Source organism: Bradyrhizobium sp. MOS002 (assembly GCF_003020115.1).
Taxonomy (GTDB): Bacteria; Pseudomonadota; Alphaproteobacteria; order Rhizobiales; family Xanthobacteraceae; genus Bradyrhizobium.
In genome coordinates, this window is the sequence record NZ_PYFX01000001.1 from 826,909 (window position 1) to 847,572 (window position 20,664).

General features: G+C 64.1%; 20 protein-coding genes. 15 read left to right on the forward strand and 5 right to left on the reverse strand.

Annotated features, from left to right (window positions below; translation table 11 throughout):
- The first annotated feature begins 98 nt into the window (after nucleotides 1-98).
- The 3 genes from C7G41_RS04175 to C7G41_RS04185 all read left to right on the forward strand — a co-directional run bounded on the left by C7G41_RS04175 (nucleotide 99) and on the right by C7G41_RS04185 (nucleotide 3,023).
- Nucleotides 99-1,073 carry a hypothetical protein gene (locus tag C7G41_RS04175; protein WP_199198121.1) on the forward strand — a complete coding sequence of 325 codons (975 nt, stop codon included), beginning with the start codon at nucleotides 99-101 and terminating at the stop codon, nucleotides 1,071-1,073.
- Nucleotides 1,074-1,337: 264 nt separating this feature from the next.
- Entirely contained in the window at nucleotides 1,338-1,931 is a 594-nt protein-coding gene (locus tag C7G41_RS04180) for a L,D-transpeptidase (RefSeq protein WP_106941346.1), read from the forward strand.
- A 54-nt stretch (nucleotides 1,932-1,985) separates the two neighbouring features.
- Entirely contained in the window at nucleotides 1,986-3,023 is a 1,038-nt protein-coding gene (locus C7G41_RS04185; protein WP_027514482.1) for an amino acid ABC transporter substrate-binding protein, read from the forward strand.
- 269 nt (nucleotides 3,024-3,292) lie between these two features.
- On the opposite strand, the gene C7G41_RS04190 is transcribed toward C7G41_RS04185, so the two are convergent.
- Nucleotides 3,293-4,432: an acyl-CoA dehydrogenase family protein gene (locus C7G41_RS04190; RefSeq protein ID WP_106941347.1), complete on the reverse strand. Its 1,140-nt coding sequence runs from the start codon at nucleotides 4,430-4,432 to the stop codon at nucleotides 3,293-3,295.
- 137 nt (nucleotides 4,433-4,569) lie between these two features.
- Nucleotides 4,570-5,784, reverse strand: a complete 1,215-nt coding sequence (locus tag C7G41_RS04195; protein ID WP_106941348.1) for an acyl-CoA dehydrogenase family protein — start codon at nucleotides 5,782-5,784, stop codon at nucleotides 4,570-4,572.
- 136 nt (nucleotides 5,785-5,920) lie between these two features.
- Between C7G41_RS04195 and C7G41_RS04200 the strand changes: the two genes are divergently transcribed.
- Nucleotides 5,921-6,466: a carboxymuconolactone decarboxylase family protein gene (locus tag C7G41_RS04200; protein WP_106941349.1), complete on the forward strand. Its 546-nt coding sequence runs from the start codon at nucleotides 5,921-5,923 to the stop codon at nucleotides 6,464-6,466.
- Between the two features lie 90 nt (nucleotides 6,467-6,556).
- On the forward strand, nucleotides 6,557-7,051 hold the full coding sequence (locus C7G41_RS04205) for a VOC family protein (RefSeq protein WP_106941350.1): 495 nt from the start codon (nucleotides 6,557-6,559) through the stop codon (nucleotides 7,049-7,051).
- Between the two features lie 128 nt (nucleotides 7,052-7,179).
- Here the strand turns inward: C7G41_RS04205 and C7G41_RS04215 are convergent, their stop codons facing one another.
- Both C7G41_RS04215 and C7G41_RS04220 read right to left on the reverse strand, forming a co-directional pair.
- Entirely contained in the window at nucleotides 7,180-8,418 is a 1,239-nt protein-coding gene (locus C7G41_RS04215) for an MFS transporter (RefSeq protein ID WP_106941352.1), read from the reverse strand.
- Nucleotides 8,419-8,558: 140 nt separating this feature from the next.
- Complete coding sequence (locus C7G41_RS04220) at nucleotides 8,559-9,806, reverse strand: MFS transporter (protein WP_199198122.1); 1,248 nt, start codon at nucleotides 9,804-9,806, stop codon at nucleotides 8,559-8,561.
- 208 nt (nucleotides 9,807-10,014) lie between these two features.
- On the opposite strand from C7G41_RS04220, the gene C7G41_RS04225 reads away from it, so the two are divergent.
- Nucleotides 10,015-12,084 (forward strand): prolyl oligopeptidase family protein, encoded by a 2,070-nt coding sequence (locus C7G41_RS04225; protein WP_199198123.1) that lies wholly within the window; start codon nucleotides 10,015-10,017, stop codon nucleotides 12,082-12,084.
- 223 nt (nucleotides 12,085-12,307) lie between these two features.
- On the opposite strand, the gene C7G41_RS04230 is transcribed toward C7G41_RS04225, so the two are convergent.
- Nucleotides 12,308-12,982: a DUF938 domain-containing protein gene (locus tag C7G41_RS04230; protein ID WP_106941355.1), complete on the reverse strand. Its 675-nt coding sequence runs from the start codon at nucleotides 12,980-12,982 to the stop codon at nucleotides 12,308-12,310.
- 246 nt (nucleotides 12,983-13,228) lie between these two features.
- Between C7G41_RS04230 and soxX the strand changes: the two genes are divergently transcribed.
- From soxX to C7G41_RS04280, 9 genes are all read left to right on the forward strand, one after another.
- On the forward strand, nucleotides 13,229-13,582 hold the full coding sequence (gene soxX, locus C7G41_RS04235) for a sulfur oxidation c-type cytochrome SoxX (protein WP_007615843.1): 354 nt from the start codon (nucleotides 13,229-13,231) through the stop codon (nucleotides 13,580-13,582).
- A 37-nt stretch (nucleotides 13,583-13,619) separates the two neighbouring features.
- On the forward strand, nucleotides 13,620-14,111 hold the full coding sequence (gene soxY, locus C7G41_RS04240) for a thiosulfate oxidation carrier protein SoxY (RefSeq protein ID WP_106941356.1): 492 nt from the start codon (nucleotides 13,620-13,622) through the stop codon (nucleotides 14,109-14,111).
- Nucleotides 14,112-14,126: 15 nt separating this feature from the next.
- A complete protein-coding gene (gene soxZ, locus C7G41_RS04245; RefSeq protein WP_106941357.1) occupies nucleotides 14,127-14,438 on the forward strand; it encodes a thiosulfate oxidation carrier complex protein SoxZ in 312 nt (103 codons plus the stop codon).
- On the forward strand, nucleotides 14,438-15,301 hold the full coding sequence (gene soxA, locus C7G41_RS04250) for a sulfur oxidation c-type cytochrome SoxA (protein ID WP_199198124.1): 864 nt from the start codon (nucleotides 14,438-14,440) through the stop codon (nucleotides 15,299-15,301). The genes soxZ and soxA overlap by 1 nt, the downstream gene beginning before the upstream one ends.
- On the forward strand, nucleotides 15,298-15,624 hold the full coding sequence (locus C7G41_RS04255; protein WP_106941359.1) for a hypothetical protein: 327 nt from the start codon (nucleotides 15,298-15,300) through the stop codon (nucleotides 15,622-15,624). Before soxA ends, C7G41_RS04255 begins: the two co-directional genes overlap by 4 nt.
- Before the next feature lie 55 nt (nucleotides 15,625-15,679).
- Nucleotides 15,680-17,431 carry a thiosulfohydrolase SoxB gene (gene soxB, locus C7G41_RS04260; protein ID WP_106941360.1) on the forward strand — a complete coding sequence of 584 codons (1,752 nt, stop codon included), beginning with the start codon at nucleotides 15,680-15,682 and terminating at the stop codon, nucleotides 17,429-17,431.
- A 322-nt stretch (nucleotides 17,432-17,753) separates the two neighbouring features.
- The gene (locus C7G41_RS04265) at nucleotides 17,754-18,791 is read left to right on the forward strand and encodes an MBL fold metallo-hydrolase (RefSeq protein WP_027565962.1); all 1,038 of its coding nucleotides are present in this window, start codon (nucleotides 17,754-17,756) and stop codon (nucleotides 18,789-18,791) included.
- A gap of 87 nt (nucleotides 18,792-18,878) precedes the next feature.
- Nucleotides 18,879-19,052, forward strand: coding sequence for a hypothetical protein (locus tag C7G41_RS04270; protein WP_199198125.1), 174 nt, complete (start codon nucleotides 18,879-18,881; stop codon nucleotides 19,050-19,052).
- A 278-nt stretch (nucleotides 19,053-19,330) separates the two neighbouring features.
- Complete coding sequence (locus C7G41_RS04280; protein ID WP_106941362.1) at nucleotides 19,331-20,539, forward strand: MFS transporter; 1,209 nt, start codon at nucleotides 19,331-19,333, stop codon at nucleotides 20,537-20,539.
- The last annotated feature ends 125 nt before the right edge of the window (nucleotides 20,540-20,664 follow it).

A 20,664-nucleotide genomic window follows, 5' to 3' on the forward strand; every position in this document is an offset into this window, starting at 1 on the left:
ACGCCAGAAGCCTATGCGGGATGAAGCGGCCTTCCTTGTTGCTTGACTCCACGGACCCGTCCGTGGAGTTTCGCGAGCCTCGGAATCAGCCGCCCGCAATGGACGACGCGCCCACCAGCAACGACATTCGCCTTCGTGAAGGCGCCTCGATCGGGCAGCGGCTGGTCATGTCCGGCTTTGCGGCGGCCGTCGCGCTGTGCTTCACGCCGGGCCTTTTCACGCACGACACCCTGGAGGTGATCATCTCCGTGATCGCGCTGCTCGTGGGAGCGGCGTTCGTCGGCATCATCATGCTGGCGCCGGCGGTGGTGTGGATCATCACGCCGGACGAGATCCTGATAGGGGAGCAGCGCCCGTTTGGAAAACTGCGGACGCGGATCGTCGCCAAGGACGACATCAGCGGATTGCAGGTTCCCGGCAGCAAGAGGGCGAAAGCCCGCTTTCAGCTCGCCTTCACGCTGGCCTCCGGAGAACGCCTGACGTCGCCGCCGATCGCCGACGTCACGCATGTGCACGAGACGGTGGCGCGGATCGCCGCGCAATTCGACGTTCCCGACGTCGAGTCTCCGGTCAATCCGCTCGATGCCAGCAATCCCGAGATGCGCCTCGGCGACCCCCTCGAGCCGTTCTCGAAGAGAGACATCAGGATCGTCGCACTGATCGTCGTCGCATTGTGCGCCCTTCCCTACGCCTACAGGCTCTGGCGTGGCCTGTCGCCGGGGCCGGTCGACATCGCGCTGCTGCCGGTCGGCGCGATCGCCGCTTTCGGCGTTTCCCGTTGTGCCAATCTTGTGACCGGCGCCTTCTGGATCATCCGCCAAGGCGATATCCGCGTCGAACGCCTGTGGGGCGACGGCACGTTGCGCACCGACCACATCGAAGGGCGCGAGGTGAAGACGATCACGGTCGAGCGTCGCGGCCGGTCCGAGGACGAGCACTGCATCGTCGTGATCCGGTTGCTCTCAGGACAACGGTTTCGCAGCCCTCGCATCGGTTCGAGGCCCGAGGCCCGGGCCGTAGGCGCCGAAATCGTCCGACGGCTCGGGATCGCGGCTGAGAATAACCAGATCTAGCTGGCATCTCGTGCGAATTGGGCGAAGTTGATCTCGCCGCTAGCTCGGTTCTGAGCCTCTCCCGCAAGCGGGGGAGGGAGCACATCGCGCCCCGCTCAGTGCTTTTCGCGCCATCCCCCGTTTGTGGCATTGCGGGCGGTCCGTCAAAAAACCAAAGCATTCTCGTGACATATCGTCTATGGGTGCCTTGAACTTGCCATGAAGATGGCCCTGAGATTTGATGGTTCCAGATGATTTTGGCCTTGGCCGCGGGGAGAGCTTGAAATGACGGATTTTCGTCGCCTGACCGGGATGTTTGTGGCTGCGATCGGCCTGTTCCTGTCCGCGCCCAATGCCTACGCCCAGCAGCCCGACCGCGGCGACGAGCCGGGCCTGGTCGCAGACGATGCCTTCGAGCTCGATCCGGAATGGCAGAAGCAGGTCGTCTACTTCCGCACCACCGAAGCGCCCGGCACCCTCATCATCTCGACCGCCGAACGGCATCTCTATCTGGTGCAGCCCGGCGGTCGCGCGATCCGCTACGGCATCGGCGTCGGCCGCGATGGTTTTCAGTGGCAGGGGCTGGTGAACATCACAAACAAGAAGGAGTGGCCGGACTGGACGCCGCCGCCGGAGATGATCCAGCGCCAGCCCTATCTGCCGCGCTTCATGGCCGGCGGCCCCGGCAACCCGCTCGGCGCGCGCGCCATGTATCTGGGCACGACGGTCTACCGCATCCACGGCACCAACCGGCCCGACACGATCGGCACCAAGGTCTCCTCGGGTTGCTTCCGGCTCGTTAACCGCGACGTCGCCGATCTCTACGATCGCGTCCCTGTCGGCACCAAGGTGGTCATCCGGCAGAAGCCCGAGCTCTGATCTCCTCGCCCTGGCGAATATTCCTTTTCCCGATTATTTCGAGAGAGCAACATGATGCGCACTTTTCGTGGCGGCCTGCTGATCGGGCTCGCAGTCGCCGTGCTGGTCGCCGTCCTGGCCATCATCTATGAATTCTACGACACCCGCACCCTGAAGCGCACCGTCCGCCGCGGCGAAGTGCTGTGCGGCGTCAACAAGGGCCTGCCGGGCTTCTCGATCCCCGACGACAAGGGCAACTGGACCGGCTTCGACGTCGATTTCTGCCGCGCGGTGGCCTCCGCGATCTTCAACGACCCGAGCAAGGCGAAATTCGTCGCGCTCGATGCCAGCGAGCGCTTCAAGGAATTGCAGAGCCGGAAAGTGGATATCCTCTCGCGCAACTCGACCTGGAGCATGGCGCGCGAGCTCGACTACGATCTCTATTTCCCCGCGGTCGCCTATTACGACGGCGCAGGCTTCATGCTGCCGCGCGCGCGCAATAAGGAAACCGCGCTGGATCTGACCGGCAGCAAGGTTTGCGTTCAGACCGGGACCACCACCGCGCTCAACGTCGCGGATTACTTCCGTGCCAACAACATGAAGTATGAAGAGGTGAAGTTCGACAAGCTGGACGACGTCGTGAAAGCCTACGATACCGGCAAATGCGACACGCTCTCCGCCGACGTCTCCCAGCTCTACGCGTTGCGGATCAACCTGTCGAAGCCCGGCGACCACATGATCCTGCCGGACATGATCTCCAAGGAGCCGCTCGCCCCCGTCGTGCGCCAGCGCGACGACGACTGGATGATGATCGTGAAGTGGACGCTGTACGCGATGATCAACGCCGAAGAGCTCGGCGTCTCCTCGGAGAACATCGACGAAGCCCTGAAGTCGAAGAAGCCGGAAGTGATGCGGCTGGTCGGCACCGAGGGCAATTACGGCGAGCAGCTCGGCCTCACCAAGGATTGGGTCGTCCGCATCATCCGCCACGTCGGCAATTACGGCGAGATGTACGAGCGCAACATCGGCGAGAAGTCGAAGTTGAAGATCCCGCGCGGCATGAACCAGCTGTGGAATGCGGGCGGCGTGCAGTACGCGCCGCCGGTGCGGTAGGAGGTCTTTTCCGCCGTCATTGCGAGCGAAGCGAAGCAATCCAGAATCTTTCCGCAGAGGCAGTCTGGATTGCTTCGTCGCAAGTGCTCCTCGCAATGACGAGCTTGGGGCAGGCGCTATCCGCCCTCTCAACTGTCATCGCCCGCGAAAGCGGGCGATCCAGTATTCCAGAGACGTCAAACCTATACCGAGAGGCCGCGGCGTACTGGGTCGCCCGGTCAAGCCGGGCGACGACAGCGGTGGGTTATCCGGCGCGACGCGCCCTCGCCTCAATATCCCCGCGCCCTTGCCAGCTGCTCGGTGTGGTAATTGGCGTCGCCGAACAATTCCTCGCACACGCGCGCGCGCTTCATGAAGAAGCCGATGTCGAACTGGTCGGTCATGCCCATGCCGCCATGCATCTGCACGCCCTCCTGCACCGCGCGCGTGGCGGTGGTGCCGGCGCGGGCCTTTGCCACTGCGACGGCTGACGCCGCCTTGGCGACGTCCGTATCGAGCGCTTGCAGCGCCTTCATCACGGCGGCGCGGGTGATCTCGATGTCGACATAGAGTTCGGCGGCGCGGTGCTGGAGCGCCTGGAATTCGCCGATCAGCTTACCGAACTGCTTGCGGCTCTTCAGGTACTCGACGGTGCGGTTGAACACTTCTTCACTCAGGCCCACCATTTCGGAGGCCACCGCACCGCGCCCGATATCGAGCACGCCGTCGAGCAAGCCGGCCCCCTGGTCGACTTCTCCGAGCACGCTGTCGGCATCGACCTCGACATTGGCAAGCGCGATCCGCGCCGCATTGTGCGCGTCGACCATGATGGTCCGCTCGATCGCAACGCCCTTGGCCTTCGAATTGACCAGGAACAGCGTCAGCCCCTCGCGCTCGCCGGCCGAACCCGCCGTGCGCGCGGCGACAATGAGAAGATCGGCAACGTGACCGTCGACCACCAGCGCCTTGGCGCCGGAGAGCTTGAAGCCGTTGCCGGCACGCACGGCCTGGAGGCTGGTCTGAAGCGGGCGATGTTTTGCGCCCTCGTCGATCGCGAGCGCTGCCAGCAGGGAGCCGTTGGAAATCTTCGGCAGATATTCCGACTTCTGCGCGGCATTGCCGCCACGGTTCAGCGCCGAAGCCGCGACCACGCTGGTGGCGAGGAAGGGCGACGGCATCAGCGTGCGGCCGATCTCCTCCATCACCACGCCGGCCTCGACATGGCCGAGGCCGCTGCCGCCGAACTCTTCCGGCACCAGCAGACCGGCAAAACCCATCTCGGCGAAGGAATGCCAAAACTCCTTGGAGAAACCGGTGGGATCTTTGCTATCGCGCAGATGCCGCAAATGCGCCACCGGCGCCTTGTCGCTGATCAGCCCGCGCGCGCTGTCGCGGAGCATCGATTGTTCTTCGGTGAGGACGAGGGCCATGTGGGCTCCAACAAAGTTCTGTTCGACTGGATTGGGTGTTGACCCTCATGGTGAGGAGGCGCGTAGCGCCGTCTCGAACCACGAGGCCATCCTTCGAGACGCGGCCTGATGGCCGCTCCTCAGGATGAGGACTTTTGCTAGGCCCCCGGCAAATCCAAAATGCGCTTGGCGACAATGCCGAGCATGACCTCGGTGGTGCCGCCCTCGATCGAGTTGGCCTTGGTGCGCAGCCAGGCGCGCGGACGAGCGCCCTGCTTCGAGCGCTCGCTCTCCCATTCCAGTGCATCGACGCCGCCGGCCGACATCAGGATCTCGTAGCGGCGCTTGTTGAGCTCGGTGCCGTAATATTTCATCGCCGACGAGAACGCCGGATGCGCCTGACCCGCCTTGGCGAGATCGACCGCGCGCTCGGCGCAGGCTGCAAGTGCAGCTTCGTCGACGTCAAAGCTGGCGATCCGGCCGCGCAGCATGGAATCATCGAGCCGCCCTAGCCCATCAGTGCCGACCGAGTCGGCCGCGATCTGGCCCAGCGGACGGCCGACGCCGCGCTCGCCCATGCCTGATATCATCGCGCGCTCATGCTGAAGCAGATATTTCGCGACATCCCAGCCGCGATTGACGGTGCCGACCACGTGCGATTTCGGCACGCGGACATTGTCGAAGAACGTCTCACAGAACGGCGAGTAGCCGGAGATCAGGAGGATCGGCTTGGTGGTCACGCCCTTCGAGGCCATGTCAAACAGGATGAAGCTGATGCCATCATGCTTCTTGGCGGCGGGATCGGTGCGGACGAGGCAGAAGATCCAGTCGGCATAGTTGGCATAGGACGTCCAGATCTTCGACCCCGTGATGACGAAATCATCGCCGTCGCTCTCGGCGCGGGTCTGGAGCGAGGCGAGATCGGAGCCGGCGTTCGGCTCGGAATAGCCCTGGCACCAGCGGATCAGCCCCGCCGCGATCTTCGGCAGGTGCTCCTGCTTCTGCGCCTCGTTGCCGTATTTCAGCAGCGCCGGCCCGAGCATCCAGATGCCAAAGCTCGACAGCGGGGGACGCGCGCCGATTCGTCCCATCTCCGTGCGCAGCACCTTGTGCTCGGCCGCACTCAAACCGCCGCCGCCATACTCCTTCGGCCAGTCGGGCACGGTCCAGCCCTTGTCGCGCATGCGCTCGAACCAGATGCGCTGCGGCTCGGACGAGAACTTTGCATTGCGTCCGCCCCAGAACACGTCGGCATCGGACGTTGCGGGCTTGCGCATTTCCGGCGGGCAATTGGCTTCCAACCAGGCGCGTGTTTCGCTGCGGAATGTTTCGAGATCGGCAGTCTCGGTATCGCTGGCGCTAGAGTCAGTCATTGGTCGTTTCCATCAATCAAAATCGGCTTGTTGGGCGCGACTCTGGGCCAAGCTCCCGCGGAATTCAACCACTTCCGTGTCACGCATCCGCTATAGTCGCCGCCACGGCGAGCTTGAAAACAAAGAGGAAACAACAATGCGCCTGAAGCTTCTTTCGCCTGGCGAAATGAACGAGAGCCAGCGGCAGACCTATGACGAGTCGATTGCCGGCAAGCGCGGCAAGCCGCCGGCGCCGATGATGGCCTGGCTCAACAGCCCCGACATGGCGCGTCACGCCACCCGCCTCGGCGAGGTCCTGCGCTACGACACGATATTTCCCGCCAAGCTCTCGGAGATCGCGATCCTGGTCACGGCGCGGCACTGGACCGCGCATTACGAATGGTACGCGCACAAGCGCCTCGCGCTTGCCGGCGGCATGAAACCCGACATCATCGACGCGATCCGCGATCGCCGCACGCCCGAGTTCGACGATCCCAAGGGCAAGATGATCTACGACGTCGCAAAATCGCTGCATGAGGGCCACGGCGTCGAGAAGGGCCTCTATGAAGAGGCGGTGAAGCTGCTCGGCGAGCGCGGCGTGGTCGAGGTGATCGGGCTGTGCGGCTATTACACGCTGGTGTCGATGACGCTGAACACATTCGAGTTCGAGCTGCCCGAGGGCGAGGTGCCGGAGCTGTCATAGTTTCGCGTATGGAAACGCTGGGTTTCGGGATGGGCCAGTAGCATCGTTCCGAGGCTCGCCTTATGTGGGGGTTGTCAACGGAGCAGCCACATGTCGCAGAACCAAGCCGTCGCCGCCGGCACCAGGATCGGCCACGTTCACCTCAAGGTCGCCGATCTCGACCGCGCGCTGGGCTTCTATTGCGGTGTGCTCGGCTTCGAGCTGATGCAGCGCATGGGCTCCGGCGCGGCCTTCATCTCGGCAGGTGGCTATCATCACCACATCGGGCTCAACACCTGGGAGAGCAAGGGCGGCTCGCCGCCGCCGCCCGGCACAACCGGGCTCTATCATACCGCGATCCTCTATCCGACGCGGCCCGCGCTCGCGGATGCGCTGCACCGCGTGCTCTCTGCCGGCATTGCGCTCGACGGGGCCAGCGACCATGGCGTGTCCGAGGCGCTGTATCTGCGCGATCCGGACCAGAATGGCGTGGAGCTGTATTGGGACAAGCCGAAGGAGCAATGGCCGTTCGGGCCGGATGGGAAGCTGTCGATGTTCACGAAGCGGCTGGATGTGGAGGAGCTGCTGAAGCAGCGCGAGGGGTGAGCTCCGCCCTCACCCCGTCATTGCGAGCGCAGCGAAGCAATCCAGAATCTTTCCGCGGAAGCAGTCTGGATTGCTTCGTCGCAAGGGCTTCTCGCAATGACGGAGTGTGTTGAGGCGACGCCGCGTCCCTACGTGGTCTTGGCGTGGCCCGACCCCCGCACCATGATCAGCGCCGCCGCTGCCACCTCGAGCGCAATGCACAGATAGAACGGCAGCTCATAGCCACCCGAAAAGTCTCGCAGAAAACCGACCACGCCGGGGCCGAACGCATAGGTCACCTGGTTGATCGCGGTGTTGAGGCTGATCAGCACGCCGAACGAGGCGGAGTCGAATTCCTGCTGCACGATCAGCGACGGCAGCGTGATGAGATTGCCGACCGAGAAGCCGAACAATGCGCAGGCGGCGATCAGCACGTAATCATTGTGCAGATTGATGACGACGAGAAGCGCCACGGCCTGGCTGAGAAACGACAGCGCGGAGGCAAGCCGCTGGTTGAGGCGGTCGATCACCAGCGAGAACAGCACCCGGCCGATCACCGCCATCGCGGTCAGCACCGCAACCGCGACGGCCGCGCGCTCGCGCCCGATCACGGGATCGAGGAACGAGATCAGGTGGACGATGAAGCCGACCTGCGCGAACAGCACTAAAGCAAAGGCAATGGTCACGGTGAGAAAGCCGACATCGCGCAACGCCTGGCTGCGGATCTGCGCCGACGATTGCGGCTTCGCTTTCGTCGCCGCACGCCGGCCATGGAGATCGGGCGGACGGCCGACGACAATCAGGATCACCGGCACGAGCAGCACCAGCATGGCGCCGGCAACGATAAACATCGCGCTGGCGAAGCCGACATGGCCGATCAGGGTCACCAGCAGCGGCACGCCGACAATGCCGCCGAAGCTTGCGCCGTTCAGCGCGAGGCTGATGGCCATGCCGCGCTTGTGGTCGAACCACAGGCTGATCGTGTTGGTGATCATGGCCAAACTGGTGCCGGCCCAGCCGAAGGCGAGCACGGCGTTCGCGAGATAAAGCTGCCACGGCTCGCGCACCGCGCCGATCGCGACGGCTGCAGCCGACATCGCCAGGGTCCCGACGATCAGGCCGAGGCGCGGCCCGTATTTGTTGACGGCCTCCCCGACGAAGACGACGAGCAGCGCCCCGAACAGATAGAAGAACGTCGTGGCCGACGAGATCAGCGAGGCCGACCAGCCGTGCGCGCGCTGGAGCTCGGCGACATAGACGCTCTGGCCGTAGAAGCCGAGCCCCCAGCCGAAGGTCGCGAGCAGGAAGCAGACCGCAACGATGCGCCAGCCTTCGTAGCGGAGAGAGGATTCGTCGATCGATGCGTCGTGCCGGGGATTGTCGAGCATTTGCGCTTGTCCTTGATTTCCCCCGCGAGCGCCTGCTTCACGCTCATCTGTCCATGACGAGCATCATGTAACAACCCGGGCTCCGAAAATCACTTCGACCTGGATCGAAGTATCAACGCTGCTGACAGCCTCCCGCCATCTCAGATCGCGTCCGGGAACTCACCCATCGCTGCGTCCAGCCGCGCCCTGCGGCGGCGGGCAAAGGACGCCAGCGACAGCGCGGCGAGCCCGAGCAGCACCGGCGGGAACACCACCATGTTCACCGCGGACCAGCCGTAACTGGCGAGCAACTGACCGGACGAGAACGAGCCGATCGCCATCATGCCGAACACCAGGAAATCGTTGAAGGCCTGCACCTTGTTGCGCTCCTGCGGCCGGTGCGTCTCCAGCACCAGCGCAGAGGCGCCGATGAAGGAGAAATTCCAGCCGATGCCTAGCACGACCAGCGTGGCCCAGAAATGCATCGCGGTGATGCCGGACAGGCCGATGCCGGCCGCGCCGGCCTCCAGCAGCAGGCCGGCGGCAACGATCTTCCGCGCGCCGAAGCGGGCGATCAGCGCGCCCGTGAAGAAGCTCGGCCCGTACATGGCGACGATGTGCCATTGAATGCCGAAATTAGAATCGGAAACGCTCAAGCCGCATAGCTTCATCGCGAGCGGCGCCGAGGTCATCACCAGATTCATCATGGGGTAGGAGATGACGCCGCACAGCGCCGCCGCAATGAAGCGCGGCTGGGTCACGATCTCGAGCAGCGGCCGCCCGCCGTGAAGATCGGCCGGCGCCGGCTTCGGCATGTCGACCCCGGCGACGATGCCCATCGCGATCAGCGCGACGGCAGCCTGGACCAGGAAGCTGAAGGCGAAAAGATAAGGCTGCCAGACATCCATGGTCCATTGCACGAGCTGCGGACCGAGCACGCCGGCGAACACGCCGCCCGCCATCACCCAGGACACCGCCTTGGGCCGATAGGCGGCACTGGCGCCGTCGGCGGCAGCGAAGCGATAGGACTGCGCCACCGCGCCGTAGAGACCGCCGAGAAAAGTCGCCAGACAGAACAATGGAAACGAAGCGTGCAGGATCGCGAAGCAGCCGAGCAGACCGGTCAGCGCGCCCAGACCGGTGCCGACGATGAAAGCCATGCGGCGACCGAAGCGGCGTGAGATCGCGCCGGTCGGCAGCGTGCCGGCGGCGAGGCCGAGCACATACATCGAGATCGGCACGGTCGCGAAGGAGACGTCGGGCGCCAGCGTCGCGCCGACGATCGCGCCGGTGGCGAAGATCACCGCCGAGTTGGCGCCGGTCAGCGCCTGCGCGGCGGCAAGGCGCACCACATTGGCGCGCACGCGGGCGTCGGCGGCGATCTCATTGGCTGCAGTCACATCCAGCATCGGCATTTCCGCCCCAACGGGCTTTTAAGTGCTTTCAAGGGGCTCGCTTGATTCCCGGCACTATGGCGGGGCGCGGGAGGGCGGGCAACCGGCGCAAACGGGCGCAGGCCATGTCTCTGACGCAATCGGGCCGATGATAATGGGCCGCTCACTTGACGGCTTGCGCTCGATCAAATCCTATCCGCCGCGACCTTCCGGAGTTTCGTTCATGTCCGTCGACGACAGGCCCACGCTCAGCGCTCCCGACGACGATCCCTGGCTCTGGCTGGAGGAGATCGAAGGCAAACAGGCGCTCGATTTCGTCACGCGGCAGAACAGCCTGACACTCGACGCGTTCGGCGGGGCCGCCTTCGCGCGCGACCGCGATATCCTCGCGGCGATCTACGATCGTCCCGACAACATTCCCTATGTCAGCCGCCGCGGCGACGAACTGCACAATCTCTGGAAGGACGCCACAAACCCGCGCGGCCTGTGGCGGAAGACTTCGCTCGCCGAGTTTCGCAAGCCGCATCCCACGTGGGAGATCATGCTGGATGTCGACCAGCTCGCCGCGCGCGAAGGCGAGGACTGGCTGCTGAGCGGCATCACCACGCAGAAGGGAAGCGCGCGGGCGATTTTGAGCCTGTCACGCGGTGGCAGCGACGCCGTCAACTTGCGAGAATTCGACCTCGACACCAAGAGTTTCGTTGCGGACGGATTTGTGCTGTCGGAAGCCAAGGGCGGCGCCGATTGGCTCGATGTCGACACGCTGCTGCTGTCGAGCGCCCATGGCGAGGGCATGGCGACGAGCTCGGGATATTCGCGAACGGTTCGCCTGTGGCGGCGCGGCCAGCCTGTCGATCAGGCACAAATGATCATCGAGACCACGGCCGATCATATGGCGATCTCCGGCATGGTCGACGACACCGCTGCGGCCCCGCGCAGCTGGATCATCGACCAGATCGATTTCTTCAATCATGCGATCTGGCTGCGCGACGCAGACGGCACGACGACGAAGCTCGATTTGCCGACCGGCATCTGGATGCAGGCGCATGGCGACTGGTTCGCGATGAAGCTGCGGGAAGCCTGGTCGATCGAGGGCAGAACCTATGCCGCCGACGCCGTGCTCGGCATGTCGCTCTCGGCATTCCTCGCCGGCAGCCGCGATTTCGCGGTCCTGTTCGAGCCGGAATCTCGCCGCGCCCTGCAAGGTCTGTTCTGGGCCGGGGGCAGGCTGGTGCTGTCGATCCTCGACGAGCTCCAGCCGCAATTCGAGATCTGCACGCCGTCCGCCAAAAGCTGGGGCCGTGAGACACTCGGCGGTCTCCCGCAAATCGGCGTCGTCGACATCTGGCCGCTCGACCGCCATCCCTCCGAGAGCAATGGCGACCTGCTTGCCAATGTGCAGGATCCGCTGACGCCGCCGTCGCTGCTGCTGATCGAGCGCGGCGTCGCGAGCCCGACCGTGTTGAAGCAGGCGCCGAAGACTTTCACCGCCGACGGCCTTGTGGTGACCCAGCACGAGGCGATCTCGATCGACGGCGAGCGCATCCCCTATGTGCAGACGGGCCCCACCGGCGAGACCGGCGATGCACCGGTCTATATGAGCGCCTATGGCGGCTTCGCCCATTCGGTGAAGCCGTATTACAACTCGTCGCTCGGCAAGCTGTGGCTGGAGCGCGGCGGCACGACGGTACAGGCGAATTTGCGCGGCGGCGGCGAATTCGGCACCCGCTGGCACGATGCCGGCCGGCTCGCCGGCAAGAAACTGTCGCATGATGATTTCGCAGCCGTCGCCGCCGATCTCGTCCGCCGCGGCGTGACGACGGCAAAGCGCATCGCCGCACAGGGCGGATCGAACGGCGGCATCCTCATCACCAACATGCTGGTGCGCTACCCCGAACGTTTCGGCGCGCTGTTCTGCACCATCCCGCTGATCGACATGCGCCGCTACACGAAGCTGCTCGCCGGCGCGAGCTGGATCGCGGAATATGGCGATCCCGACAAGCCGGAGGAGTGGGACTGGCTGAAGACCTACTCCGCCTATCACAACGTCAAAGCCGGCCAACCCTATCCGCCAATCCTGATCGCCACTACGCGGCGCGACGACCGTGTCCATCCCGGGCATGCGCGCAAGATGGCCGCAAAGCTCCAGGCCATGGGCTACGAGGCCTGGTTCTACGAGCCTGAAGCGGGCGGCCACGGCTACGGCAAGGACAACAAGGAGCGCGCGGGGTTCGAGGTGATCGGCTTCCGGTTCTTGAAGGACAAGATCGGCTGGCGGGACGGCGAGGGCTGATCGCTTCACTACGTGAGGCGTGCACCTCTCTCATTCCCTCCCCCCTTGTGGGGGAGGGGCAGGGAGAGGGGGTTACGCGGGGACTCTCTCGATTTGCGGGCGCGACTCGGTCGCAGATGGATAGACCGTTTCTTGGGCCACCCCTCTCCCCCGCCCTCCCCCACAAGGGGGGAGGGAGCGCACTGCCATCGTGGCGTGCACCCAGACATAAGTCAGCAACGCCTCAACCCCGCGCAAACACCAGCGTCAAATTATTCGCCGGCATGTCGATCGTATCGACGAGGCGAAGACCAACGCCGCGCGCGAGCGCTTCGACATCGGCGATATCACGCACGCCCCAATCGGGATTGCCTTCACGCAAGGACGTATCGAACACGGCGTTGCTGAGCGCGATGTGCTTGCCGCCGCGCTTGAACGGGCCGTAGAGGAACAGCTTGCCGTCGGCCCGCAAATAGCGGCCGGCGCCGGCGAACAGGCCCTCGGCGACGCTCCATGGCGCGATGTGGATGACATTGGCGCAGAACACTGCCGCAAGACTCGACGGAGCCTGCCCGCTGTTCATCTCCGGGCACCAGTCGGGATCGGTGAGATCGATCCGCAGCGGAGAGCGGATGTTTTTCAGGCCTGAATGAACGCGCCAGGCCTCGATGCTCTTGAGGTGGCGCTGGTTGAGATCGCTGGGCCACCAGATCAGGCCGGGCGTGTGACGGGCGAAATAGACCACGTGCTGGCCGGTTCCGCTGCCGAGCTCGACCACGTTGCCAGTGCAGCCGGCGAGATGCTTTTCCAGTACCGCCCAGAGCGGCTCGTGATTGCGATGAAATGCCGGTGCGTCGAGCCGCCCATCGGACTCGACCCGACCGCCATCCCTGCCGAATTCGACGACATATTCAGCCAAGTGAGGTCCCCTTGAAAAAACGAGAACGCGATGAAAACAGGATGAGCGCCCAAACGCCCTGGAAACAGCCGGCCCGCGCCCACGGACCAAATCGGTCGTACAAATAATCTCTTCAGTTGCAATGCGGAAGATATTAACTCCATTTCGTCGCGTGAATAGTCTTGATTGTCAGGCGGTCCCCTTTGTGCTTTGGAACGCTTCTATTTCGCGATCGAGACCATCGGTATAACGCCTCGGAATGACGCCTTGACCGCCTTTTCCCGGACGCCTGTCCTGTTCATTCTGCTGGCCATTGCCGCCGGCCTCGCCAGCCCGGCGTGGGCGCAGTCCGCTGTGGCCGACGGCCAGAAACTCGCGTTCGACCGCGGCAAGGGCAATTGCCTGACCTGCCATGTCATCAGGGGTGGCGACCTGCCGGGAACGATCGGGCCGGAACTGAAGGACCTCAAGGCCAAGTACCCCGATCGCAACGAGCTGGCCGCGATCATCTTCGACGAGACCAAACGCAATCCGCAGACCATGATGCCGCCGTTCGGCCGGAACCGGATTTTGACCGAACAGGAGATCAGCGCGATCGTTGATTTCCTGCAGACCCTGTGACTTCAGGCACGCCAAGAGATGGGTTAGGAGACCTGAGATGACCACACTCCCCGGCCCGACCGCGACGCGGCGCCTGATCCTTCAGGGCGCAGCCTCAGTCGCGCTGCTCGGCCTCGGCAATCTGCCGTTCGGCGCCGCTCCCGCGCGCGCCGCGGCCAACGACAAATATCCGGAAGAAGCGTTCAAGCAGAAGAGCGAGGCGGACGCCATCAAGGCGCTGTACGGCCAAACCGCCGAGCCGTCCGACAAGGTCAAGCTGGACGCCCCCGAGATCGCCGAGAACGGCGGTGTCGTACCGATCTCGGTGACGACGACGCTCGACAAGGTCACCTCGATCTCGTTCTTCGTGGCCGAGAACCCGAGCGCGCTGGCCGCGAGCTACACGATTCCCGAAGGCACGATCCCTGCTGTCGCCAACCGGCTGAAGATGGCCAAGACCACCAACGTCGTTGCGATCGTGGAGGCCGACGGCAAGCTCTACAGCGCGACCAAAGAGGTCAAGGTCACCGTCGGCGGCTGCGGCGGCTAAGCGAGGAAGATCGAGATGGCATCCAGCATTCGCGTCCGCGCCACCGCCAACGGCGACATCACCGAGGTGCAGGCGCTGATCCAGCACCCCATGGATACCGGCTTCGTCAAGGACGCCAAAGGCGAGCTGATCCCGGCGCATTACATCCAGCAGCTGAAATTCGAATGTAACGGCAAGGACGTCTTCGTTGCCGATTGGGGCACCGCGGTCTCGAAGGATCCCTACGTCAAGTTCAGCTTCAAGGGGGCCAAGAAAGGCGACGATCTCAAGGTCTCCTGGACGGATAACAAGGGTGGGTCGGACACGATCACCGCGAAGATCTCGTGATGAAGGCCCGCACCTCCATCCTGTTTGGTTCGTTGAGCGCCGCGCTCGTCGCGTTGGCCCTCACCTCTCCGCGCGTGGTGGCGGCCGACAAGGTCGATCCCGTCGCCGATGCGAGAGCGTTCCAGAACTTCTTCTTCCAGAAATTCCCCGATGTGAAGCACGAGGATTTCGTCAACGGCCCCTATTCCATGAACGAGGACATGAAGCGGCAGTGGCAGGAGAAGGAGGAATTCCCGCCCTACGAGTTCGCGCTCGACGCCGGCAAGGAGATGTTCGCGACCCCGTTCAAGAACGGCAAGACCTATGCCGACTGCTTCCCGAACGGCGGCGTCGGCATCCGCCAGAACTATCCTTATTTCGACGAGAAGGAAGGCAAGGTCGTCACCTTGGAGCTGGCGCTCAACCGCTGCCGCGAGGCCAATGGCGAGGCGCCCTATTCCTACGTCAAGGACGAGATGGCCTCGCTCACGGCCTACATGGCCTTCACCTCGCGCGGCAAGCCAATGGACATCAAGATCCCCGACGATCCTCGCGCGCTCGCAGCATTCGAGAACGGCAAGCGCTATTTCTACACGCGCCGCGGCCAGATGAATTTCTCCTGCGCGAGCTGCCATGTGCAGAGCCCGGGCGAGCGCATCCGCGCCGAGATCCTGGCGCCAGCACTCGGCATTTTGAACGCGATGCCGATCTACCGCTCCGAATGGAGCGGCATGGGCACGACCACCCGCCGCTTCGTCACTTGCAACAGCCAGACCCGCGCGGTTCCGCTGGAGCCGCAGGCGGATGAATATCGCGACGTCGAATATTTCCTGTCCTACGTCGCCAACGGCCTGCCGATATCGGGACCGGGAGCGCGGCCATGAAGCGGTCACTTGCTTGCGCCATGGTGCTTGCCCTGCTGCTCGCCTTTTCGTTCGCCTTGGACGTCGCGCCGGCGCGCGCGGCAAATGAGGCGGACTACAAGACGGCCTATTCCGCCGCCGAAGCCGCTTCAAAGGAGGCCGCCAGCTTGCGCCACCAATGGACCGTGACCGTCTCGGTGCTGGCCGCCGCAAAGAAGGCGGCCGATGGCGGCGATTTCGACCGCGCCGTGGCCGCAGCCAGGGAGGCCGAGGCGCTGGCGAAGGCGTCGATCTTCCAGGCCACGACCGAAAAAGAAGCCTGGAAGGCGATGGAAATCCGCTAGACTGTTCGCTCCTGCAACAGCCTTGCGACCATGAGAGGGCGCGGAGAATTTCTGGATGGCGATCCGCCGCCGCGATTTCCTGAAGAATGCAGGCCTTGCTGCCGCATCGCTCAGCCTGCCGCGGCTTGCGCGCGGTGCTGAGGCCGCGAGCATTTACGACCTCGAACGGTTCGGCAATGCGCGCATCCTTCACCTCACCGACACGCACGCGCAGCTCAATCCGGTCTATTTTCGCGAACCCAGCGTCAATATCGGGATCGGCGAGATGGCGGGACGGCCGCCGCATCTGGTCGGCCGCGCCTTCCTCGACCATTTCGGCATCAGGCCCGACAGCGCCGACGCCTATGCCTTCAGCTGCTTCGAGTTCGAGAAGTCCGCAGGCCGCTTCGGCAAGCTCGGCGGCTTTGCCCATCTGAAGACGCTGATCGACCGCTTGCGCGGCGATGCCGGCGAAAAACACTCCGTGCTCGTTGACGGCGGCGATCTCTGGCAAGGCACGGGACTCGCCAACATGATGCAGGGCCGCGACATGGTCGAGGCCGCAAACCTGCTCGGTATCGAGGCGATGACCGGGCATTGGGAATTCACCTACGGCGAGCAGGCGCTGCGCGACAATCTCGGACGCTTCAGGGGCGAGTTTCTGGCGCAGAACGTTTTTCTCACCGAGGAAGCCGCATTCAACGACGCCGCCGCCTTCGACAAGGCGACGGGGCGTGTGTTCAAGCCCTCCGTGATCAAGGAGCTCGGCGGCCATCGCGTCGCGATCGTCGGCCAGGCCTTCCCTTACGTGCCGATCGCGCATCCCAAACGGTTCACGCCGGACTGGACCTTCGGCATTCGCGAGGAAGAACTCCAGAAGCATGTCGACGGCCTGCGCGGCACCGACAAGGTCGATGCAGTCATCCTGCTGTCGCACAACGGCATGGATGTCGATCTCAAGCTCGCAAGCCGCGTCACCGGCATCGACGTCATCCTCGGCGGCCATACCCATGATGCGATCCCGCAGCCAATCGCGGTGAAGAATGCGAGCGGCACGACGCTCGTCACCAATGCCGGCTCCAACGGAAAATTCCTTGCCGTGCTCGATCTCGCGCTCGACAAGGGCAAGGTCAGCGACGTCAAATATCATCTGCTGCCGGTCTATTCCGAGCTGTTGAAACCCGATCCCGCGATGGCCGAACTGATCGGCCGGTTGCGGGCGCCCTTCGTCACCGACTGGTCGGAAAAGATCGCGACGCCCGATCGTCTGCTGTATCGACGCGACAATTTCGCCGGCCCGGTCGACGAGCTGATCTGCAGCGCGCTGCGCACCGAGCTCGACGCCGAGATCGCGCTGTCGCCGGGCTTCCGCTGGGGCGTCACTGGGCTCTCCGGCCAGGCGCTGACGATGGAGGATCTGCTCGCGGAAACCGCGATCAGCTATCCCGAGACCTATGTGCAGGAGATGACCGGCGCCCAGATCAAGGACGTGCTGGAAGACGTCTGCGACAATCTCTTCAACGCCGATCCCTATTACCAGCAGGGCGGCGACATGGTGCGCGCCGGTGGGCTCAGCTACACCTGCATGCCGACGGCCGCGATCGGCAGCCGCATCTCGGAGCTGAAGCTCAATGGCGGCAAGGCGCTCAATGCCAGCCACCGCTACAAGGTCGCGGGCTGGGCCTCGGTCAACGGCCAGCACGGCGCGCCGGTGTGGGATGTGGTGGCAAAATATCTGCGCTCGGGCCGGATGTTTCAGGAGCGGCTCGGCTCAGGCGTCACGCTGAAAGGCGTCGAGGGCAATCCGGGCATCGCAGGACAGGGATGATGGATGCGGCCCTGAGCCTTTTGTCGGGGCAAAGCGTCGCGGCACACTCGGTGTCGTCGCCCGCGAAGGCGGGCGATCCAGGACTCCGAGACGGCGAGGGGTACGGAAAGGGCGCGGCGTACTGGATTCCCCGCCGGAGCCTGTCATCGGGCTCGCCGAAGGCGAGACCCGGTGGCGGGGAATGACAGCGGGGCTGAGGTGACGCCCACCGGCCCGTCCGGGAATAAAAATCTTCTAAATTTTCTCGCTTACACAGTCAATTGCTTCTCTTATGGACCCGAAACGTAGTAGAATTTCGAGGTAATTCACGTCGGGTCTTCTCATGATTTTCCGCCAACTCTTCGACAGTGTTTCCGGTACCTACAGCTATCTCCTGGCGAGCCGCCCCGGCGGCGAGGCGTTGATCCTCGATCCCGTGCTGGAGAAGGTCGACCGCTACTGCCAGCTGCTGCGCGAGCTCGATCTCAAGCTTGTCAAGGCCGTGGACACGCATCTCCACGCCGACCACGTGACCGGCCTCGGCGAGCTGCGCGATCGCACCCATTGCATGACCGTGATGGGCGATCAGACCAAGGCCGACGTGGTGGCGATGCGGGTTGCCGACGGCGACAAGGTGACGATCGAGGGCCTGGCGCTCGACGTGATGTACACGCCCGGCCACACCGACGATTCCTATTCCTATTTGATGGGCGACCGCGTCTTCACCGGCGACACGCTGCTGATCCGCGGCACCGGCCGCACCGATTTCCAGAACGGCTCGTCGCGCGCGCAATACGATTCGATCTTCAACCGCCTGCTCAAGCTGCCGGACGAGACGATGGTGTTTCCGGCGCATGACTACAAGGGCGACACCGTCTCCACCATCGGCGAGGAGAAGCGCTACAATCCGCGGCTCCAGGTGCGCTCGGTCGACGACTATATCGAGCTGATGGCCAATCTGAAGCTGCCCAACCCGAAGATGATGGACGTCGCGGTGCCCGCCAACATGCATGTCGGCCTGCACCAGGAGGAGCTGGAGAAGGAGGGCCGTGCGCTGCGCGCCGTCGAGGCGATCCGCAGCCTCGGCCGTCCCGATATCCTGCTGGTCGATTTGCGCGAGACCAATGAGCGGATGAAGCACGGCATGCTCGAAGGCGCGCTGCATACGCCCTATCCGTCCGTCGAGGACAGCCTCAAGCCCGGCGGCATGCTGCGCGAGGTCGCGGCCGCCACTGGCCGCCGCGTCGTGTTCTTCTGCGCCTTCGGCGAACGCTCCGCGATGGCTGTCGCAGCCGCCAAGGAGGCCGGGCTCACCAACACCGCCCACATCGCCGGCGGCATCGATGCCTGGAAGAAGGCCGGCGGGCCGGTGGTACACTGACCGCCTTGCCGCCATTCTTGAGATAAATCAGCAGCTGCCCATATATTCAGGCTAGGACGGATGCAGCATCACCATCCGGGACCAGCCATGGCCAAGATCGGCAAGTCGAACGAGCCGCCCAAAATTGCGGACAACAAGCCAGCCGAAGACAAGGCGAAGAAGCCTCCGCCTCCGCGCGACACCGACGATGATGATGACGAGGACGGCGACATCGCGACACCGAAGCGTGACCGCTACGGGCCGGATGACGAGCCGTTTTGAGGGGTAGCGCGTGTATGCGTGATCCTGCAAGAAACTCCGCCGTCGTCCTGGCGAAAGCCAGGACCCATTACCCCAGGGAGGAGTTTGGCGAAGGACCGTCGTTCGGTACCAAGACCGATCACAATCGAGAGATTACGCGGTATGGGTCCTGGCTTTCGCCAGGACGACGATGAGGATTCAACCTGCCCCGCGCTACTGCCATGCGCCTGCGTTCATGGACAAATAACCGCTCTGCCCGATAGTTTGCGCGTCTCCAAAAGACGTGAAACGGAACTGCAATGGTCGACGTTCTCGCCGCACCGCAACAAGGCAAGGCGGACAGCGCGCTACGCACGCTGACGGGAATCTCGATCGCGCATTGGGTCAGCCATTTCCATCTGCTGGTCCTGCCGATGCTGTTTCCGTTCCTCAAGAATCAACTCGGCGTCGGCTATGTCGAGCTCGGCTTCGCGCTGACCGTGTCCGCCGTAGTGTCGGGGCTGACGCAGGCCCCGACCGGCTATCTCGTCGACCATTTCGGCGCGCGAAGGATCCTGCTGGGCGGCCTCACGCTTGGCGGCTTCGCACTGATCCTGCTCGGCCTGCATCTGAGCTACACCTCGCTGATCGCCTGCGCCGTGCTGCTCGGGCTCGCCAACAGCGTCTACCATCCCGCCGATTACGCCATCCTCGCCGAGCACATGGACGAAGCGCGGATGGGCCGCGCCTTCTCGATCCATACCTTCGCCGGTTATTTCGGCGGCGCGGTGGCGCCGGCGATCGTCGCCGCGATGGTCATCGTGTCCGGTGGTGCCGGTGCGCTGATGGCATCGGGCGCGATCGGCATTCTGGTCGCGCTGTTGCTGGTGACCATGAACATTCCCGATGCCGGCGCGCACAAGACCAAGCCGGGCACCGAGAGCGCACCCAAACAGGCCGTGATCACGCCGGCGCTTATCACGCTGACGGCGCTGTTCATGCTGCTCAGCCTGTCGGTCGCCGGCATCAACAATTTCGGCGTGGTGGCGCTGATGAGTGGCTATGGCGTGACCTATTCCGCGGCCAATATCGCGCTCACCGCCTTCCTCGGTGCAAGCGCCGCTGGCGTGCTCGCGGGCGGCTTCCTTGCTGACCACACCGAGCGCCACGGCTATGTCGCCGCCGCCTGCTTTGCCGCGAACGCGGTGATCGTGCTGCTGATCGCGCTGGTCACCCTGCCGGGCTGGGCGTTGACCGCCACGATGGCGACAGCGGGATTCCTCTCCGGCGTGATCGCGCCCTCGCGCGACATGCTGGTGCGCAATGCAGCACCTCCGGGCGCTGCGGGGCGCGCCTTCGGCATCGTCTCCACCGGCTTCAATCTCGGCGGCATCATCAGCCCGCTGCTGTTCGGCTGGATCATGGACCAGAGCGCACCGCATTGGGTGTTCGGGGCGTCCGTGATCTTCATGGTCGCGACGGTGGTGCTGTCACCGTTCACGGAGCGGAAGCGGCAAAACGCGGCTTGAGCAACAAACTCAATTGTCGCCCCGGCGAAGGCCGGGGCCCATAACCACGAAGCGGCGTTGTAGCGCAAAGCTGCCAACTCCAAATCTTCGCCAAACCACTTCTTGGGGTATGGGTCCCGGCCTTC

Coding starts and splice junctions, on each gene's coding strand:
- C7G41_RS04175 (WP_199198121.1), top strand. CDS start 99: ATGGACGACGCGCCCACCAGCAACGACATTCGCCTTCGTGAAGGCGCC.
- C7G41_RS04180 (WP_106941346.1), top strand. CDS start 1,338: ATGACGGATTTTCGTCGCCTGACCGGGATGTTTGTGGCTGCGATCGGC.
- C7G41_RS04185 (WP_027514482.1), top strand. CDS start 1,986: ATGCGCACTTTTCGTGGCGGCCTGCTGATCGGGCTCGCAGTCGCCGTG.
- C7G41_RS04190 (WP_106941347.1), bottom strand. CDS start 4,432: ATGGCCCTCGTCCTCACCGAAGAACAATCGATGCTCCGCGACAGCGCG.
- C7G41_RS04195 (WP_106941348.1), bottom strand. CDS start 5,784: ATGACTGACTCTAGCGCCAGCGATACCGAGACTGCCGATCTCGAAACA.
- C7G41_RS04200 (WP_106941349.1), top strand. CDS start 5,921: ATGCGCCTGAAGCTTCTTTCGCCTGGCGAAATGAACGAGAGCCAGCGG.
- C7G41_RS04205 (WP_106941350.1), top strand. CDS start 6,557: ATGTCGCAGAACCAAGCCGTCGCCGCCGGCACCAGGATCGGCCACGTT.
- C7G41_RS04215 (WP_106941352.1), bottom strand. CDS start 8,418: ATGCTCGACAATCCCCGGCACGACGCATCGATCGACGAATCCTCTCTC.
- C7G41_RS04220 (WP_199198122.1), bottom strand. CDS start 9,806: ATGCTGGATGTGACTGCAGCCAATGAGATCGCCGCCGACGCCCGCGTG.
- C7G41_RS04225 (WP_199198123.1), top strand. CDS start 10,015: ATGTCCGTCGACGACAGGCCCACGCTCAGCGCTCCCGACGACGATCCC.
- soxY (WP_106941356.1), top strand. CDS start 13,620: ATGACCACACTCCCCGGCCCGACCGCGACGCGGCGCCTGATCCTTCAG.
- soxZ (WP_106941357.1), top strand. CDS start 14,127: ATGGCATCCAGCATTCGCGTCCGCGCCACCGCCAACGGCGACATCACC.
- soxA (WP_199198124.1), top strand. CDS start 14,438: ATGAAGGCCCGCACCTCCATCCTGTTTGGTTCGTTGAGCGCCGCGCTC.
- C7G41_RS04255 (WP_106941359.1), top strand. CDS start 15,298: ATGAAGCGGTCACTTGCTTGCGCCATGGTGCTTGCCCTGCTGCTCGCC.
- soxB (WP_106941360.1), top strand. CDS start 15,680: ATGGCGATCCGCCGCCGCGATTTCCTGAAGAATGCAGGCCTTGCTGCC.
- C7G41_RS04265 (WP_027565962.1), top strand. CDS start 17,754: ATGATTTTCCGCCAACTCTTCGACAGTGTTTCCGGTACCTACAGCTAT.
- C7G41_RS04270 (WP_199198125.1), top strand. CDS start 18,879: ATGGCCAAGATCGGCAAGTCGAACGAGCCGCCCAAAATTGCGGACAAC.
- C7G41_RS04280 (WP_106941362.1), top strand. CDS start 19,331: ATGGTCGACGTTCTCGCCGCACCGCAACAAGGCAAGGCGGACAGCGCG.